We start from the raw sequence: 16,691 nt of genomic DNA on the forward strand, positions 1-16,691 counted from the left end.
CGGGAAAGGTGTGCGGCAGACCGACTGCCGTTTTTTCAAACTCAAGGAGCAACGACGTGGATATCCAACTGAACCTGATCAACCGCTCGAACGACGCCAACAACTCGAGCGTCGTGATCTTCCAGAAGAACGTGGCGACCGACTTCGACGAACTCGCGATCGCGTGGAAGGTGATCCGCAATTGCGGCCAGGGCGACAACCATCCGTTCAAGTTCCCGATGACGATGAGCGTGAGCGCGAGCGACAGCTGGGGCAACTACATGCCGCAGCAGGTCGCGGCGAACGGCCAGGTGTTCCAGGTCGTGCGCTCCAGCTCGGGCGACGTGCTGCAGCTCGGCGGCGACCCGGGCGCGAGCTCCGAGGTGCAGGTGCGCAACGACCTGCCGGCCGGTGCGATCAACGCGACGATCTACAAGGACGGCAACGCGCTCGCGCGCAAGACCTCCGTCGCGCCGGGCCAGAAGGCGGTGTTCCAGTTCAAGCCGACGATCTGGATCGGTGTCGCGTCGCAGATCGAACAGGGCGCGCTGATGAATTCCGCGGTGATCTCCGACATCAACACGGAACTGTCGCTGCTCGGCATCGCGAGCGCCGACATCGTGATGACCGGCGGCGGCCCCGGCCCGCGCTCGACGCCGTTCACGTTCCGGCTGGAAAACGTGGTGATGGCGTAACGGTCCGTGCGCCGGCGATGCACGGCCGGCGCCCGTTCAATCAGTTATCCGAATCGAATCAAGGTGACTCATGGACATCAATCTCAACTTCGTCAACCTGTCGAACGACGTCAACAACAGCCAGATCGTGATCTTCCAGAAGAACGTGTCGACGGACTTCGACGAGCTCGCGATCGCGTGGAAGGTCATCACCAACTGCGGGCGCGGCGACAACCATCCGTTCGTGTTCCCGTTGTTGACGACCGTCTCCGCGAGCGATGCCGACGGCAACTACATGCCGCAAAAGCGCGCGGACAATGGACAGGTCTTCAACGTGTCGCGCTCGACGTCGGGCAACGTGCTCGCGCTCGCCGGCCCCGCCCCGACGTCGCGCGAGATCCAGCTGCGCAACGACCTGAGCCAGGGAGCGATCACCGCGTCGGTCTTCAAGGACAACCGGTTGCTCGCGCACAAGACGGGGATCGTGCCGGGCCAGAAGGCCGTGTTCGAGTTCAAGCCGACGCTGTGGATCGGCACCGCGTCGCAGATCGAACAGGGCGCGGTGATGAATTCGGCCGTGCTGTCCGACATCAACACCGAACTGTCGCTGCTCGGCATCAAGAGCGCCGACATCGTGATGACGGGCGGCGGTGGCGGCACGACCGCGACCGCGTACCAGTTCCGGCTCGCGAACGTGGTGATGGGGTAAACGGCGCACGCGCGACGGCGCACGGGCGGCACCCGTCACGTCGTCGCGCGACCGCTCCGCGCGTGAATCAGCCCGCGCGCCGCACCGGCGCCATCTTCGAGAAATACTTCGCCCCGGCCACGCAGCCGACGACCACGACCGTCACGACGAGCATCGACGGCGGCACCGTCTCGTGCAGCAGCCCGGCCGCGAGCAGGAAACCGAAGAACGGCTGCAGCAGCTGCAACTGGCCGACGCCCGCGATCCCGCCGAGCGCGAGGCCGCGATACCAGAACACGAAGCCGATCAGCATGCTGAACAGCGACACGTATGCGAGCCCCCACAGCGCGGCGGCGTCGACGCCGTCGAACGTCGCGGGCCACGTGAACCACGTGAGCGGCAGCATCACCGGCAGCGACAGCACGAGCGCCCACGAGATCACCTGCCAGCCGCCGAGCTGGCGCGACAGTCGCGCGCCTTCCGCATAGCCGAGCCCGCACGCGACGATCGCGGCCAGCATCAGCGCATCGCCCGCCACCGACGCTCGACCGCCGTTGCGCAGCGCGAACGCGGCCACCGCGCCGCTGCCGACCAGCGAGAAGACCCAGAACGGCAGCCGCGGCCGTTCGCCGCCGCGCCAGACGCCGAACAGCGCGGTCGCGAGCGGCAGCAGCCCGACGAACACGATCGCATGCGCGGACGTCACGTGCTTGAGCGCGAGCGCGGTCAGCAGCGGAAAACCGACCACGACCCCGAGCGCGACGACGATGAGCGACGCGGTCTCGACACGCGTCGGCCGCTTCTGCTTCAGCGCGACGAGCAGGATCAGGCCGAGCACGCCGGCGATCGTCGCGCGCGCGAACGTGAGGAACAGCGGGTCGAGCCCCTGCACCGCGATGCGCGTCGCGGGCAGCGAGCCACTGAAGATGATCACGCCCAGCAGGCCGCTGAGCCATCCGTCGGTCGTCTTTTGCACGGGAAATCCTGGTCGGAACAAGGTGGATGACCGATGATCCGCCGCCCGCGAAAAGCGCGTAAGCTACAGCCCAATACAATTCTGACAAACTGTACTGGACAACCGGCCGTACAGTTCCCCCCGCCATGAGCCGTTCCCTGCAAGACCCTGCTCCGCCCGCGCCGTCGCGCACGCGCGTGGAAACCGTGATGGACACGCTGCGCGCGCGGATCGCGAGTCGCGCGCTGATGCCCGGCGCGCGCGTGCCGTCGATCCGGATGATGGCCGACGCGCTGCACGTGTCGAAATCGACCGTCGTCGATGCGTACGAGCGGCTCGCGAGCGAAGGCGTGCTCGTCGCACGGCGCGGCTCTGGCTTCTACGTGTCGGGCCACGCGCCGCCGCTCGCGCTCGCCGAACTCGGCCCGCGCCTCGATCGCGAACTCGATCCGCTGTGGCTGTCGCGCCAGGCGCTCGAGGCGGCGCCCGGCTCGGTGAAACCCGGTTGCGGCTGGCTGCCGTCGTCGTGGCTGCCGGACGAGAGCCTGCGACGTGCGCTGCGTGCGGTGTCGCGCGACGAACCCGACGCACTGACCGACTACGCGACACCGCTCGGGCTGCCCGCGTTGCGCCAGCAGCTCGCATGGCGGCTCGCGCAGCACGGCGTTCATGCGGAGCCCGCGCAGATCATGCTGACCGACGGCGGCACGCACGCGCTCGATCTCGTGTGCCGGCTGCTGCTGGAGCCGGGCGACACCGTCGTGCTCGACGATCCTTGCTACTTCAACTTCCAGGCGCTGCTGCGCGCGCATCGCGCACGGATCGTCAGCGTGCCGTACACGCCGAACGGCCCCGATCTCGCGCGCTTCGAGCAGGTGCTCGCCGAACACCGGCCGCGCCTGTACATCACGAACGCGGCGCTGCACAACCCGACCGGCGCGACGCTCGCGCCGCCGATCGCGCACCGGTTGCTCACGCTCGCGGCCGAGCACGGCCTGCTGATCGTCGAGGACGACATCTTCGCGGATTTCGAAAGCACGCCCGCGCCGCGCCTCGCGGCATTCGACGGGCTCTCGCGCGTCGTGTCGATCGGCAGCTTCTCGAAGACGCTGTCGGCCGCGATCCGCTGCGGCTACATCGCCGCGCGCCCCGAATGGATCGACGCGCTCGTCGACCTGAAGCTCGCGACGTCGTTCGGCAATGCGCAGATCGGCGCGAACGTCGTGCACCGGCTGCTGGTCGACGGCACCTACCGGCGCCATCTCGACGGCCTGCGTATGCAGTTGGCCGATGCGATGGGCGAAACGATCCGGCGGCTCGCGCGCGCCGGGCTCGGGATCTGGACGGAACCGCGCGGCGGGTTGTTCGTGTGGGCCGAGCTGCCCGACGGGCTCGATGCCGCGCGCGTCGCGCGCCATGCGCTCGACCACGATGTGGTGCTCGCGCCGGGCAACGTGTTCAGTGCGTCGCACGGCGCGACGTCGTTCATGCGCTTCAACGTGTCGCGCTGCAAGGGGCCGGCGGTGTTCGATGCGCTCGGGCGGGCGATGGAGGCGGCGCGGATGTCGGAGCACGCGATCGCGCAGCCGGACACGAACGGGCGCGCGCTCGCCGGCGAACGTTGACGGCGGGCGAGCGCGCTACTTGCCGGTCGCCACGATCTCCGCGACGAAATCGACGAACGCCCGCACCTTCGCGGGCGGCAGGTGACGCGACGGATAGTAGGCAAACAGCGGAAATGCCTCGCCGCGCCAATCCGCGAGCAGCTCGACGAGCCGCCCCTGCTCGATCAAGCCCGCTACCCCGCTCGCCTTGAAGCGTGCGATGCCCACACCGGCCAGACATGCACCGAGCATCGTGCCGGCGTCGTTGACGAGCAGCCTGCCCGTCGTCCTGACCGGCACGCGCTTGCGGCCGAGCTGATAGATCCATTCGAGCGGCTGGCCGGTCAGCGTGTTGCGCATCTGGATGCACGCATGGCCCGCGAGATCGGCCGGCGCCGCAGGACGCCCGTGCCGTTTCACGTAGGCGGGCGCGGCGACCGTCACCGCGCGCGTCTCCAGCAGTTTGCGCGCCACCAGCGACGACGACGGCGGCTCGCCAAACCGCACCGCAACGTCGAATCCGTCGGCTACCAGATCGCCGAGCTGCTCGCGCGCGGCCAGTTCCAGCGACAGATCGGGATGGCGTGCAAGCAACGCCGGAAGGTGCGGCGCGAGCACCCGCCGCGAGAAATACGCGTCGACGTTCACGCGCAATCTGCCGCGCACGGCGGCGGCCGAGCCGGCGGCCAGCGTCACCGCATCGCCGATGCCGGCGAGCAGCGGACCGATCTCTTCGTACAGGCGGCGCCCTTCGTCCGTCAGCGTAACCGAGCGCGTCGTGCGATCGAGCAGCCGCACGCCGACGCGCGCCTCGAGCCGGCCCACGGCCCGGCTGACGCCGGACGGCGACAAGCCGAGTGCGTCGGCCGCGCGCGCGAAGCTGCCGCTTTCGACGATCGCGGCCAGCACGCCCACGTTCGCCAGAATCCGCCCGTCGATCCCCAGGATTTCATTCATGACAAACAATCACCAATCAAATGACATGGATTCGATTCCATCAGGAATCGTCGCCTCCTATCATGCAACCCGATGCATCGCGACGGCAAGCCCGAACGCGGCATGCAGTTCCGGCGCCCGCATCTTTCGGCGCGCCCGCTCCCTTCTCGATGAGGATTTCAAACCATGTATGCCATTACCGGTATCACCGGACAGGTCGGCGGCGCGCTCGCCCGAACGCTGCTCGCGGCCGGCCGGCCCGTGCGCGCCGTCGCGCGCACCGCGGATCGCGCCGCGCCGTGGGTCGCGCGCGGCTGCGATGTTGCACTTGCCGAGATGACCGACACCGCCGCGCTGACGACGGCCTTCTCGAACACGGATGGCGTCTTCGTCCTGCTGCCGCCATGCTTCGATCCGGCGCCGGGATTCCCCGAAACGCGCGCCGTCATCGATGCCGTCGGTGCGGCATTGCGCACCGCTCGGCCACGCAAGGTCGTCTGTCTGTCGACGATCGGCGCGCAGGCGACGCAGGTGAATCTGCTGACGCAACTGACGATGATCGAACAGGCGTTCGACGACTTGCCGATACCCGTCACGTTCCTGCGCCCCGCGTGGTTCCTCGAAAATGCCGCGTGGGACGTAGCAACCGCACGCGACGCCGGCGTCATCTACAGCTTTCTCCAGCCGCTCGACAAGCCGGTGCCGATGGTCGCAACCGAAGATGTCGGCCGGACGGCGGCCGCGCTGCTACAGGACGAATGGACCGGCGCACGCATCGTCGAACTCGAAGGGCCCCGGCGGGTCAGCCCGAACGACCTCGCGAACGCGTTCACCCGCGTGTTCGGGCGCCCGGTGCGCGCCGAAGCCGTGCCGCGCAGCACGTGGGCGGCGCTGTTCGATGCGCAGCGGATGTGCCACCCCGAGCCGCGCATGCGCATGCTCGACGGCTTCAACGAGGGCTGGATCGACTTCGAGTCGGCGCGCGCGGATGTCGTTCGAGGAGAAATCGACGCGGACGCCGTGCTGCACGCCCTCGTCGCCCGCGTCGCCTGAGCGCGACCGGGGTGGCGGCTGACGTTGCCACGCCGCCGCCCCGGTCGCCCGATCACGCCTCCCCTGCGTGCGCCCTCGCCCGCACCTCGGCGAACGTCGTATCGACCAGCATTTTCCCGGTATCGAACACCGTTTCGAGCGCGTCATCCCACTCGCCTTCCAGCGCGCGATCGTCCCATGCGACCGGCAGCGTCACCGTCCGGTATTCTCCCGTGCGCCGATTGCGCAGCAACGTGAGCCGGCCCTGCTTCGAGCGCTTGCCCGGATCGGTAACCGGATCCTTGCTCACGCCGTGCCACACGTCGCCGCGCCGGATCGCCGAGCACTTCATCGCGAAGCGCTGCGTGTCGCGATTCACCTGCTGCAGCAGCGCGCCGCCCATCCCGAACACGACGTTGCCGGCCGCATAACCCGCGTCGTCGAGTGCGGACAGGATCGCGTCGATCGACAACTCGTCGACACCGTCGCCCTGAATCACGCGCACGCGATTCAGCACGCGCCGTCCCTTGCCGTTCACGGACGAGCCGAACGAAGCGTCGAGCGCGCGCACGGTCTGCAGCACGATCTTCACCGGGTCGCCCGAATCGGGACGCACGACGACCGTCGCGCCCGAATCGATCACCGCCTGGCGCAGCGGGCCGCCCCACAGTTCAAGCGCGGCGAACAGATCATAGGAGTCCGACACGACCGACACGATCGCGCCGGGCAAACCGAAGCGAGCGATCATGTTCCGGTACGCATCGGCTTCGTGCTCACGCCCCCACGACGTGATCGTGCTGTGCTCGGCCGCGGGCACCGAGTACGCGGCCATCGGCTCGCGATAGAAGCGGTTCGCGGCCAGCACGCCGAGCACCGTGTCCGAACCCATGAAGCTCACGAGGTGTGCCGCGCCGCCGATCGCGGCCGACTCCGCGCTCGATACGCCGCGCGCGCCGAAGTCGTGCAGCTTGAACGGCAGCTGCGCGAGATCGTCGTCGGTCTTCTCGAGAAAGCGGCGGATCGTCTGGCGCAGGTGCCAGCTGCGCGTCGCGACCGTCACCGGGTACCACACGCGCAGCAGCATCGTCTCCAGATACGACGCGAGCCAGAACACCTTCGGGTCGTCGCATTCGACGGTCATCAGCACATTGCGCACGGGCACGATCGATCCTTCGGGCACCGCGCGGATCCTCACGGGCAGGTAGCCGTCGTAGTGCTCGACGACATGACGCCAGCCGTCCTCGTTGAACGGCTCGCCGTGCACCGCGAAGAAATCGCGCGCGTCGTCGATCATCGCGTGCGTGACCGGCCGGCACAGATATTCCTTCAGCAGCATCTGCAGGCCGAAGAACAGCGTGCGGTCATAGCGGCCGCCGCGCGACTCGACGTACGAGAACATCGCCTGCGCGTCGGGCGGGTATTGCAGGAAGTGGGAAGCCTTGTACGAATCCGTGTTGAGGATCGGATTGGCGAGAACCGCGGCAAAGCCGCCGGGATCGTTTTGCATGGCTAGAGCTCCTCTAGGCCGTTGAAGTGCCGCCGCGTCTGTCGCGGCGGACCGGAATCCGGGGAATCAGCGTGTCACAGCTTCCCCAGGAAGTGATACGCGATCTCGAAGTGATCCTCGAACATCACGTTGCGCATCTGCGCGAATTCGTTGAGCGGCACCCAGCGCGCCTTGTCGGCGTCGTCGCTGCCCTTCACGCGCGGCAACTCGCCGGTCGGGAAGTTGAACAGGCATGCGTGCGTGATCGTGCGGCCGCGCAGCGAGCGGGTCGGATGATCGAATACCTGGCGATCCTTGATCGAGCCGCGCAGCACGGGCTCCGGCAGCTTCAGGCCGGTCTCCTCGCGCAGTTCGCGGATGCAGGCCGCGTCGAGCCGTTCGTCCTGGTTCACGAACCCGCCCGGCAGCGCCCACAGGCCGCGGCCCGGTTCGCTGCGCCGGCGCACGAGCAGGAGATGGCCCGAGTGCACGACCACCGCGTCGACCGTCACGAACGTGACCGGATACGGTGCGGCCGACCACGCCTTGCGATAGCCGGCGATGAATTCGGCCTCGGCCTTCAGCTGCGCGAATGCCGGCTGCGTGCGAAAGCGTTCGAGCCAGCCGAACACCGGTTCCGGCACGGCCCATTGCACGAAGCTGTTGGTGCGTTCGGCGAAATACTGATCGCGGATTTCGGTGGCGGAGATGTCTTCGGTCGCATCGACGTCGACGAGCTCCCATTGCGGGAACATCCGCAGGTAATACGACGTGGCGTCCTTCTCGTGGCCGATCAGCCCGACCCTGCGCTGCGCGACGTCGCCGAGCGAGGCGGCCACGGCATCCTGCACCCAGCGCACCCAGTCGCCGTCGTTGTACGTCGAATCCTGCACGGGCGCGACCGTCACGCGCTCGCGCTCGGACGGCTCGAGCAGCGAAGCCAGCATCTGGCGGCGCTCGTCGAACGAGAACGGATCCTTGATGGTGCGGGGCTTGTCGGTCGATCCGATCAGCACGCATACGCGCTCGGCCCGGCTCAGTGCGGACTTCAGCACGTTCAGGTGACCACGATGCGGAGGCTGGAAACGACCAATGAAAACGAGCGCGTCGAAGCGCCGGTTCTGTTGCGTACTCATGAGGCTCCCTCAAGAGATTGAAACGCTTCGGGTCTTTCCCGAAGGCATGGAATCGATCGTAGGGGAATTCCCGGAGAAGGTCAATCGAGCGCGCGCTCGACTTGACGAAGTCTGAAGAATTGCGCGGCTTTGGCGGGTTACACTCGATTTCATCCCGATTACAGCGTTGCGCTTGCTACCCATCATGAGGATCTCAGTCAGCCGGATCGTCGGCGTCGATCGCAGACGCCTCTTCACGTGGTCGCAGGACTACGCGCGGCGGCTCGTGTGGGACAGCTTCCTTGCCGACGCGTATCTGCCCGACGGGATGACGGCCGACGTCGGCGTCGATGCGTTCTGCCGCAGCCAGTCGGGCGCGACGATGGTGTCGCGCTACATCTCGTACCGTCCGCCGCAGGTCGCGGCCGTCGAAATGGTCGACGGGCCGAAGGTGCTCGAACGCTTCAGCGGCAGCTGGAATTTCACCGAGCACACACCGGGCACGACCGAAGTGAAGTTCACGTATCACTTCCGTGCGCAGCCGTCCTGGCTGCGCTGGCTGCTCGAACCGCTGATCGGCGCGTTCTATCTCGTGCACACGCGCCGGCGTCTCGACTCGTTCAAGCGTTGGGCCGAAGCCGAAGCGCTGCCGCGCTGACGCGCGACACCGCACGCATCAGAGGAACGGCGAAATGTTCGCGATCGCGCGCGAGACGTAATCGTCCTTCTCGCCCACCGGCGCGACATAGTGAATCGCACTGCGCGCGGCCTCGATGCCGGCCAGACGCGCGATGAACCACGCGGCCAGATACTGCGACGACAGGCACCCGCCGGCGGTCGCGACGTTCCCGCTGGCCACGAACGGCTGGTCGAGCACGGCCACGCCGGCTTCCTGCACCCACGGCTTCGTGGTCAGGTCGGTACACGCGGGGACATCGCCGAGCCAGCCCAGCTTCGCCAGCACGAGCGTGCCCGAGCACTGCGCGCCGAGCAACTGCCGCGCGGGGTCGAACTGCAATTGCGCCATCAATGCGGCATCGGCGACGACGTCGCGGGTCCGCACGCCGCTGCCCACCAGCACGGCGTCCGCGTCGCGGGCGTCCTGCAGCGACGCTTGCGCGTCGATCGTCACGCCGTTCATCGAGCGTACGCGGGCGGTCGGGCTCGCGATCGACACCCGCCAGCCCGGCTGCCTGACCCGGTTGAGAATCCCGAGCGCGATCAGCGAATCGAGTTCGTTGAAACCGTCGAAGGTCAGGACGGCGATGTGCATGGGGGCCTCTGTGCGGGGACGTCGTACCGCACGATCATAAGCGGTTCGCGAAATCGGTGCAGCGCGTCGTCGCATGCGCGACCACCGCTGTCGCCCGGTCGCTCATGTGACGCCGCGCGCCACCTGCTGCCGGACCTGCGCGTGCGTGCCGAGCGCGGTGGCGATCGCATCGACCGCCTCGGCGGCGCGCGCGGCGCCGCACATGAACGCATCGACGGCTGCGAAGCCGTGCTCCGGCCACGTATGAATCGTGATGTGCGACTCCGCGAGCAGCACGACACCCGTCACCCCATGCTCACCGCCGAAGTGATGGAAATGCGCGCCGATCACGCGTGCGCCGGCCTGCTGCGCGGCGTCGGTGAGTATCGTCTCGAGCCGCGCGGCGTCGCGCAGCAGTGCCGCGTCGATGCCGGCGAGATCGGCCAGCACGTGCGAGCCGAGCGTCGCACGCGGCGCGGCGATACCGTCTCGCGCCGTCATTTGTGCGACCCGTACGACGAATAGCCGCTGCGCGCCGACGAACTGCCCCAGCCGCTGCCGCCCGAACCGCTGCCGCCGAGCGACGCGCAGCTGAACAGCGTGACGACGATCAGCCCGTAAAGTCCGTAGAGGATGTAACGCATTACGAGTTGCCCCCGTCGGACGCGAAGCCCTTCCACAGCCATTCCGGCAGCCACAGCACGAGCAGGCCGATCAGCACGTAGACGGAGCGGCCGCTGAACGAGAACAGCGAACCCAGGTTGAAGATCACGAGCATCGCGCTGAACACGATCGGCAGCGGTGCGAAGCTATGCGGCTGCTTCGCGCCGAACAGGCCCGTCGACGTCCCGGCGGAACCCGTTGCGGACGCAACCGCTGCCGTCGCGAGCGCCGGCGTCGCGAAGCGTTCGGCCAGTGCGCCGGCCGACAACGGCCGCGCACGCGACCAGACGATTTCCGCGGCGCTGCGCTCACGCGTGAGCTTGTCCTTCTGCCAGCCGTAGTCGGCAATCGACGTGCGGTCGCCGACCTGCACGCGCCAGTTGAACGCGCCGACCACGTACACGACTTCCGAGTCGTACGTCTCGCGCAGTCGATAGGTCTTGCCTTCGTCGGTGACGTCGGACTCGCCGCCGATCGTCGGCCAGTGGTCGAGTACCTGCACGCGTTCCCAGCGCCCTTCGCTCTGCACGAGCCACAGGAAGCCGCGCTTCGGGTTCAGCAGCAGGTATTCGTCCCACGTCTCGTCGTCGCCCGGCACGCGGCAACGCATCATGCCGATCACCGTGTACTTCACGCCGTCGAACGTGCCGGTCGCGCCGAGCTCCAGCGCGCCCTTCACCGCATCGAGCTTGCGCTGCGCGGCGAACACGGTCTGCTGCTCGGCCGTGCACTGCACGCCCGCGTGACAGCTGCCGCACACGACGTAGTCGGCGAGGTTCGGTGCATACGACAGCGGCGCGCCGCAGCTCGGGCACGCGAACGGCACCATCTGCGCGCCCCGTTTCTCCCGCGTGTCGTTGTCGGTATCGCGCAGCCCCGTGAATGCGAGCGCGTCGAATTCCATCGCTTCGCCGCTGTAGACGGCCGGGCTCCCGCCGTTCGCGTCGGCGTCGGAATAGTCGTAAGTCGCGAATGCATTGCCGGTGCGCAGGTCGACGACGCGCGCTTCCCAGCCCGCATCGATGCGGAACGGCAACTCGCCGTCGCCGCCCGTGCAGCGCGCGGTACGCACGTCGGACACGAGATACGCGCGGCCGCCGTGGTCGATCCGCATGCCCGGTTCGAGCGTGCCGAACGCGGGCCACGCGCCGCCCGACGCATCGTCGGGCTCGCGCACCGTGACCGCATACTGGCCCGACGCATCCGACAGCCAGCCGAACGCGCCGTCGTCGAACACGACGTACCACTCGCTCCACATGCCGGCGTCGTAGGTCATCTGGATGCGACCGAGCACCGTGAACGTGCGCTTGCCGTAGCGCCCGGCCGTGCCGATCTGGATCGGCGACGCGTCGTCGAGCACCGTGGCCAGCTCGCCGATGCGCTCGACGTCGGCGCCGCGCTTGAGCAGCGTGCTGCGACAGAACGCGCAGACGGCCATCACCGCCGCCGCCGAGCGAAACTCGACCGGCGCGCCGCACTGGGGGCACGAAGTACTGAACATGCGCGACGCTTACCGGGTGAGCTTCGCGAGGATGTCCGCCTTCGCGCGCGCATAGTCCTCTTCGGTGACGAGGCCCTTGTCGAGCAGCGCCTTCAGCTGTTCGAGGCGTTGCACGTAATCGGTCCCTTCGGCCGGTGCGGCCGGCTGCGCGGCGGCAACCGGTGCCGCGACGGGCGCGGGCGGTGCGGCCGGCGCCGGTTGCGCGGCGCCCGCGATCTGGCCGGCCATCGCCTGCCCGATCGCCGCGCCGGCCGCGAGCCCCGCGCCGACACCCGCGATGCCGCCCGGGTTCTGCGCGGCCAGCGGAATCGCCTGCGCCGTCTGGTATTGCGTCGCGCGGGCGAGATCGCCGGCCATCCCCGCGCCGATCCGCAGGTCGAGCGCCTTCTGCAGCTCGGCCGGCAGCGACACGCTTTCGACCGCGAATGCATCGAGCGCGAGGCCGTAGCGCGTGAACACCGGCACCAGCGCCTCGGCGACGCGTTGCGACAGCAGCGTCTGGTTCGCGGCCATGTCGACGAACGGCACGTCGGCGGAACCGAACGTCGTGCTCATCGCGGTGACGACCAGGTTGCGCAGCTGCTGCTCGAGATCGTCGACCGTGTACTGCGCGCGCGTGCCGCTCACCTCGCGGTGGAACGCGGCCGCATCGACGATCCGGTACGAGTAGATGCCGAACGCGCGCAGCTGCACGAAGCCGAATTCGCGATCGCGGATCGTCACCGGCTGCGCGGTGCCCCAGCGCCGGCCGAGCTGCAGCCGCGTGCTGAAGAAGTAGACATCCGACTTGAAAGGCGACTGAAAGAACTTGTCCCAGTTCTTCAGGTACGTGAGCACCGGCAGCGTGCGCGTTTCCAGCTTGTACAGCCCCGGCTGGAACACGTCGGCGACCTTGCCTTCGTTGACGAAGATCGCGACCTGCGTTTCGCGCACGGTCAGCTGGCCGCCGTACTGGATCTCCTGGTCTTCCATCGGATAGCGCCAGGCCAGCACGCCGTCGGTGTCTTCCGTCCATTGCAGGACGTCGATGAACTGCTTGCGGATAAACGAACCCAGACTCATGTCGGTCTCCCAGGACGCGTGGCGTGTCAGGTCAGGCAGGCGGCATTGATGATGCCGACGACGAGCGACGCGGTGCCCATCAGGCCACCCATCGCGACGTTGCGATCCTCGATCGCATGGTTCATGCCGGGAATCAGGCGGGTCAGCACCGCGTAGGTGACGAGCTGCACGGCCATTGCGCCGACGGCCCACAGCACGACTTCGCCGAGCGTCGAGTTGTGCGCGATGCTGGACGCGAGCGTCAGGCAGAAGCCGACCAGCGCGCCGCCGAACGACAGCGTCGCGGCCGCGTTGCCGTCACGGATCAAGGCCAGTTCGTCGAACGGGGTGACCTTCAGGTACACTGCCGCGAACACGAAAAGCAGCACGAACGCCGACAGCAAATGAACCGCATAAAGATAGGCACTATTCATTCTTTTCCTCGGATTTTGTGCTCGGTTCGCCGCCCCGTCGCAGGCCGGCCCATGGCGGGCCACCCCACGAAAATCCGCGCCAGTATATCCACATTGACGAGCACTGCACAACGGACGCGCCATGCTGCATAAGCGCGCGCTCGTCCTGTCGATCCTCGTGCTCGCGTCGTGCGGGCTCGGCTACGAACTGATCAGCAGCGCGCTGTCGAGCTACCTGCTCGGCGATTCGATCCTGCAGTTCTCGTCGGTGATCGGCTGCTACCTGTTCGCGATGGGGATCGGCTCGTGGCTCGCGAAGTTTGTCGAGGACGACGACGTGCTCGACCGCTTCGTCGACATCGAGCTGCTCGTCGGCCTGCTCGGCGGCGTGTCGGCAGCGCTGCTGTTCGCGGTGTTCGCGTGGCTCGCCGCGCCGTTCCGCGCGGCGCTCTACGCGCTCGTGCTCGCGCTCGGCCTGCTGATCGGGATGGAGATTCCGCTCGTGATGCGCGCGTTCCAGCAGCGCCGCCAGGCGTTCCGCCATACCGTCAGCGAAGTGCTGACCTTCGACTATCTCGGCTCGCTCGCCGTGTCGCTGATCTTTCCGCTCGTGCTCGCGCCGCGTCTCGGCCTGTTGCGCACGAGCTTCCTGTTCGGGCTGCTGAACGCGTTCGTCGCGCTGTGGACCACGCACCTGTTCCGCGCCGAGATCCGCAACGTGCGCGGCAAGCTGATGCGCGCGTCGCTCGTGATCGGGCTGCTCGTCGCCGGCTTCGCGCTGTCGGACCGCATCACGCACTGGGCCGAGCACGGCGTGTACGGCGACGAGACGATCTATTCGGAAACGACGCCGTACCAGCGCATCGTGCTCACGCAGTGGCACGACGACATGCGGCTGTACCTGAACGGCAACCTGCAGTTCTCGTCGCGCGACGAGCATCGCTATCACGAGGCGCTGATCCATCCGACGATCGAGGCGCTGCCGTGGGCGAAGCGCGTGCTCGTGCTCGGCGGCGGCGACGGCCTCGCGGTGCGCGAACTGCTCAAGCACCGCAATCTCGAACGGATCACGCTCGTCGATCTCGATCCCGCGATGACGAAGCTGTTCTCGACTTCGGCGCCGCTCGTGAAGCTGAACCAGGGTTCGCTGAAGGACCCGCGCGTACAGGTGATCAACGACGATGCGGTGCGCTGGCTCGAATCGAACGCCGACGTGTACGACGCGATCGTCGTCGACTTCCCCGATCCGACCAACTTCGGGCTCGGCCGGCTGTATTCGGTGCCGGTGTTCCGGCTGCTCGCGCGCCACCTGTCCGAGAACGGCTATGCGGTGATCCAGTCGACGTCGCCGTACTTCGCGCCGCACGCGTACTGGACGATCATCGCGACGCTGCGCGAAGCCGGGCTCAACACCTGGCCGTACCACTGCTACGTGCCGTCGTTTGGCGACTGGGGGTTCGTGATCGCCGGCAAGCGTCGCGACTTCACCGTGCCGACACGCTATTCGGTGCCGACGCGCTGGCTCGACGCGCAGACGGCCGCCGAGATGTTCCACTTCCCGGCTGACATGCCGGCGCTGCCGATGTCGCCGAATGAACTCAACGACCAGCCGCTCGTGCGCCGCTTCGACGACGACTGGAAGCACGTGCTGCGCTGATGGATCGCCGCACGTTCCTCGTCGCGTCCGCGGCGGCGTCGCTCGCCGCGTGCGGCCGCACCGGCTGGCTCGAGACGACGCCGCGCGTCGGCTACCCCGGCATGCGCGAAGGCCATGCGCTGCGCGACCACGCGGCGCTGCCGCCGCCTTCCGGCACGATCGAGACCGACGTCGCGGTCCTCGGCTCGGGCGCGGCCGGGTTGTCGTGCGCGTGGCAGCTCGCGCGCGCGGGACACACACGCTTCGTCGTGCTCGCCGGGCCCGAATTCGGCGGCAATGCGGCCGGCGGCCGCTTCGGCGAACTCGGCTATCCGAAGGGCGCGCACTACCTGCCGCTGCCGTCGCTCGAATCCGCACATCTGCGCGACATGCTCGCCGATCTCGGCGTGATCGAAGCGGCGCCGTTCTCCGCGCAACCCGCGTACGACGAACGCGCGCTCGTGCACGCCCCCGACGAACGGCTGTTCATCGGAGGCCAGTGGCAGGACGGCATCGTGCCGACGGCCGCCCTCGACGCCGATGCGCTCGCGCAGCAAACGCGCTTCTTCGCCTACACCGACAGCCTGCGCTCCGCGCGCGGCGCGGACGGCCGCAAGGTGTTCTGCATTCCGCTCGCGGAATCGTCGCGCGACCCGCGCTGGCGCGCGCTCGACCGGCGCTCGTTCAGGCAGTGGCTGCTCGACGAGGGCTACACCGCGACCGCGCTGCACTGGTACCTGAACTACTGCTGCCGCGACGACTACGGTGCGGGTTACGAGCACGTGTCCGCGTGGGCCGGCCTGCACTACTTCTCGTCGCGCGGCGGCCACGCGAGCGACGCGGGCGACGGCGCCGTGCTGACCTGGCCCGACGGGCTGCATACGATGGTGACGAAGCTGAGCGACTCGATCACCGCGCGCACCGGCTCGAACGCGTGGTCGCGGCACGGCTTCGCCGTTCGCGCGACCGAGCGCGCGGGCGGCGTCGACGTGCTGTGTGCGCGTGTCGGTGACGACGGCACGCTGTCGACGTTCATGCTGAAGGCGCGGCGCGTCGTCAGCGCCATGCCGCTGTTCGTCGCGGCTCGCGTGTTTCCGCAGTTGCGCGCGTACGGTTTCGATCCCACGCGCGACCTGCCGCCGCGCGCGCCGTGGCTCGTGTCCAATTTCCTGCTCGACGGGATGCCGGCCGAGGCAGCCGGCGTGCCGCTCGCGTGGGACAACGTCGTCTACGACGGCGCGGGGCTCGGCTATGTCGTGTCGACGCACCAGCTGATCCGGATGTCGCCGCCGACCCGCTCCGTGTTCTCCGCCTATCAGGCGTTGAGTACGCAAACGCCGGACGACACGCGCCGCTGGCTTGCCCAGGCAAAGCCCGATGCCTTGCGCGAACAGGCGGCGATCGACCTGCAGGCCGTCTACGGACGCGAACTGTGGAAGCATGCGACGGCGCTCGAGATCACCGTGCGCGGCCACGCGATGGCGACACCCGATGTCGGCTTCCTGAGCCGGCCGGGGCTGCTCGCGCTGCGCGAGGCTGATGGCCCCGTCGTGTTCGCGCATGCGGACCTGTCCGGGCTGTCGCTGTTCGAGGAAGCATCGTACTGGGGCATGCTCGCGGCCCGGCGCGTGCTCGCCTGAGCGCCGGTTTCCGGCGCGCGCGACGCCGCGCCTTCCGTCATTGCGGCGCCGCCGGCAACCGCTATAATCGCGCGAC

17 protein-coding genes are annotated in these 16,691 nt (G+C 68.2%); 7 read left to right on the forward strand and 10 right to left on the reverse strand.

All coding sequences use genetic code 11. The features are described from left to right. Positions 1–56: 56 nt before the first annotated feature. Together DIE04_RS03255 and DIE04_RS03260 are read left to right on the forward strand one after the other, a co-directional pair. The gene (locus tag DIE04_RS03255; protein ID WP_044848966.1) at positions 57–674 is read left to right on the forward strand and encodes a hypothetical protein; all 618 of its coding nucleotides are present in this window, start codon (positions 57–59) and stop codon (positions 672–674) included. 70 nt (positions 675–744) lie between these two features. Continuing rightward, positions 745–1,362 (forward strand): hypothetical protein, encoded by a 618-nt coding sequence (locus tag DIE04_RS03260; RefSeq protein WP_044848965.1) that lies wholly within the window; start codon positions 745–747, stop codon positions 1,360–1,362. A gap of 67 nt (positions 1,363–1,429) precedes the next feature. Here DIE04_RS03260 and DIE04_RS03265 read toward each other — a convergent pair whose 3' ends face one another. Continuing rightward, the gene (locus tag DIE04_RS03265) at positions 1,430–2,317 is read right to left on the reverse strand and encodes a DMT family transporter (protein WP_124485338.1); all 888 of its coding nucleotides are present in this window, start codon (positions 2,315–2,317) and stop codon (positions 1,430–1,432) included. A gap of 125 nt (positions 2,318–2,442) precedes the next feature. On the opposite strand from DIE04_RS03265, the gene DIE04_RS03270 reads away from it, so the two are divergent. After that, on the forward strand, positions 2,443–3,921 hold the full coding sequence (locus DIE04_RS03270; RefSeq protein ID WP_124522397.1) for a PLP-dependent aminotransferase family protein: 1,479 nt from the start codon (positions 2,443–2,445) through the stop codon (positions 3,919–3,921). Between the two features lie 15 nt (positions 3,922–3,936). Here DIE04_RS03270 and DIE04_RS03275 read toward each other — a convergent pair whose 3' ends face one another. Then, positions 3,937–4,845 (reverse strand): LysR family transcriptional regulator, encoded by a 909-nt coding sequence (locus tag DIE04_RS03275; RefSeq protein WP_124522463.1) that lies wholly within the window; start codon positions 4,843–4,845, stop codon positions 3,937–3,939. Between the two features lie 177 nt (positions 4,846–5,022). Here DIE04_RS03275 and DIE04_RS03280 point away from each other — a divergent pair, with 177 nt between their 5' ends. After that, on the forward strand, positions 5,023–5,889 hold the full coding sequence (locus DIE04_RS03280) for an NmrA family NAD(P)-binding protein (RefSeq protein WP_124522399.1): 867 nt from the start codon (positions 5,023–5,025) through the stop codon (positions 5,887–5,889). A gap of 52 nt (positions 5,890–5,941) precedes the next feature. Here DIE04_RS03280 and DIE04_RS03285 read toward each other — a convergent pair whose 3' ends face one another. Together DIE04_RS03285 and DIE04_RS03290 are read right to left on the reverse strand one after the other, a co-directional pair. Further along, entirely contained in the window at positions 5,942–7,375 is a 1,434-nt protein-coding gene (locus tag DIE04_RS03285; RefSeq protein WP_124522401.1) for a nicotinate phosphoribosyltransferase, read from the reverse strand. Between the two features lie 74 nt (positions 7,376–7,449). After that, the gene (locus DIE04_RS03290) at positions 7,450–8,490 is read right to left on the reverse strand and encodes a bifunctional nicotinamide-nucleotide adenylyltransferase/Nudix hydroxylase (RefSeq protein ID WP_124522403.1); all 1,041 of its coding nucleotides are present in this window, start codon (positions 8,488–8,490) and stop codon (positions 7,450–7,452) included. A gap of 184 nt (positions 8,491–8,674) precedes the next feature. Here DIE04_RS03290 and DIE04_RS03295 point away from each other — a divergent pair, with 184 nt between their 5' ends. Next, positions 8,675–9,127 carry a type II toxin-antitoxin system RatA family toxin gene (locus DIE04_RS03295; RefSeq protein ID WP_124485333.1) on the forward strand — a complete coding sequence of 151 codons (453 nt, stop codon included), beginning with the start codon at positions 8,675–8,677 and terminating at the stop codon, positions 9,125–9,127. Between the two features lie 18 nt (positions 9,128–9,145). Here DIE04_RS03295 and DIE04_RS03300 read toward each other — a convergent pair whose 3' ends face one another. The 6 genes from DIE04_RS03300 to DIE04_RS03320 form a co-directional block, all read right to left on the reverse strand. Next, positions 9,146–9,742, reverse strand: a complete 597-nt coding sequence (locus DIE04_RS03300) for a DJ-1/PfpI family protein (RefSeq protein ID WP_124522405.1) — start codon at positions 9,740–9,742, stop codon at positions 9,146–9,148. A 102-nt stretch (positions 9,743–9,844) separates the two neighbouring features. Next, a complete protein-coding gene (speD, locus tag DIE04_RS03305) occupies positions 9,845–10,222 on the reverse strand; it encodes an adenosylmethionine decarboxylase (RefSeq protein ID WP_124522407.1) in 378 nt (125 codons plus the stop codon). Next, positions 10,219–10,365: a hypothetical protein gene (locus DIE04_RS29655; protein ID WP_170296473.1), complete on the reverse strand. Its 147-nt coding sequence runs from the start codon at positions 10,363–10,365 to the stop codon at positions 10,219–10,221. The genes speD and DIE04_RS29655 overlap by 4 nt, the downstream gene beginning before the upstream one ends. Further along, positions 10,365–11,885 carry a DUF4178 domain-containing protein gene (locus DIE04_RS03310; RefSeq protein ID WP_124522409.1) on the reverse strand — a complete coding sequence of 507 codons (1,521 nt, stop codon included), beginning with the start codon at positions 11,883–11,885 and terminating at the stop codon, positions 10,365–10,367. The genes DIE04_RS29655 and DIE04_RS03310 overlap by 1 nt, the downstream gene beginning before the upstream one ends. Before the next feature lie 9 nt (positions 11,886–11,894). Next, a complete protein-coding gene (locus tag DIE04_RS03315; protein WP_124522411.1) occupies positions 11,895–12,947 on the reverse strand; it encodes an SPFH domain-containing protein in 1,053 nt (350 codons plus the stop codon). A 26-nt stretch (positions 12,948–12,973) separates the two neighbouring features. Then, entirely contained in the window at positions 12,974–13,360 is a 387-nt protein-coding gene (locus DIE04_RS03320; RefSeq protein WP_014898735.1) for a DUF350 domain-containing protein, read from the reverse strand. A gap of 121 nt (positions 13,361–13,481) precedes the next feature. On the opposite strand from DIE04_RS03320, the gene DIE04_RS03325 reads away from it, so the two are divergent. Continuing rightward, the gene (locus DIE04_RS03325) at positions 13,482–14,996 is read left to right on the forward strand and encodes a polyamine aminopropyltransferase (protein WP_124522413.1); all 1,515 of its coding nucleotides are present in this window, start codon (positions 13,482–13,484) and stop codon (positions 14,994–14,996) included. Further along, complete coding sequence (locus DIE04_RS03330; protein WP_124522415.1) at positions 14,996–16,615, forward strand: FAD-dependent oxidoreductase; 1,620 nt, start codon at positions 14,996–14,998, stop codon at positions 16,613–16,615. Before DIE04_RS03325 ends, DIE04_RS03330 begins: the two co-directional genes overlap by 1 nt. The last annotated feature ends 76 nt before the right edge of the window (positions 16,616–16,691 follow it).

The sequence above is a fragment of the Burkholderia sp. Bp8994 genome (assembly GCF_003853805.1).
In the GTDB taxonomy this organism is placed as follows: domain Bacteria; phylum Pseudomonadota; class Gammaproteobacteria; order Burkholderiales; family Burkholderiaceae; genus Burkholderia.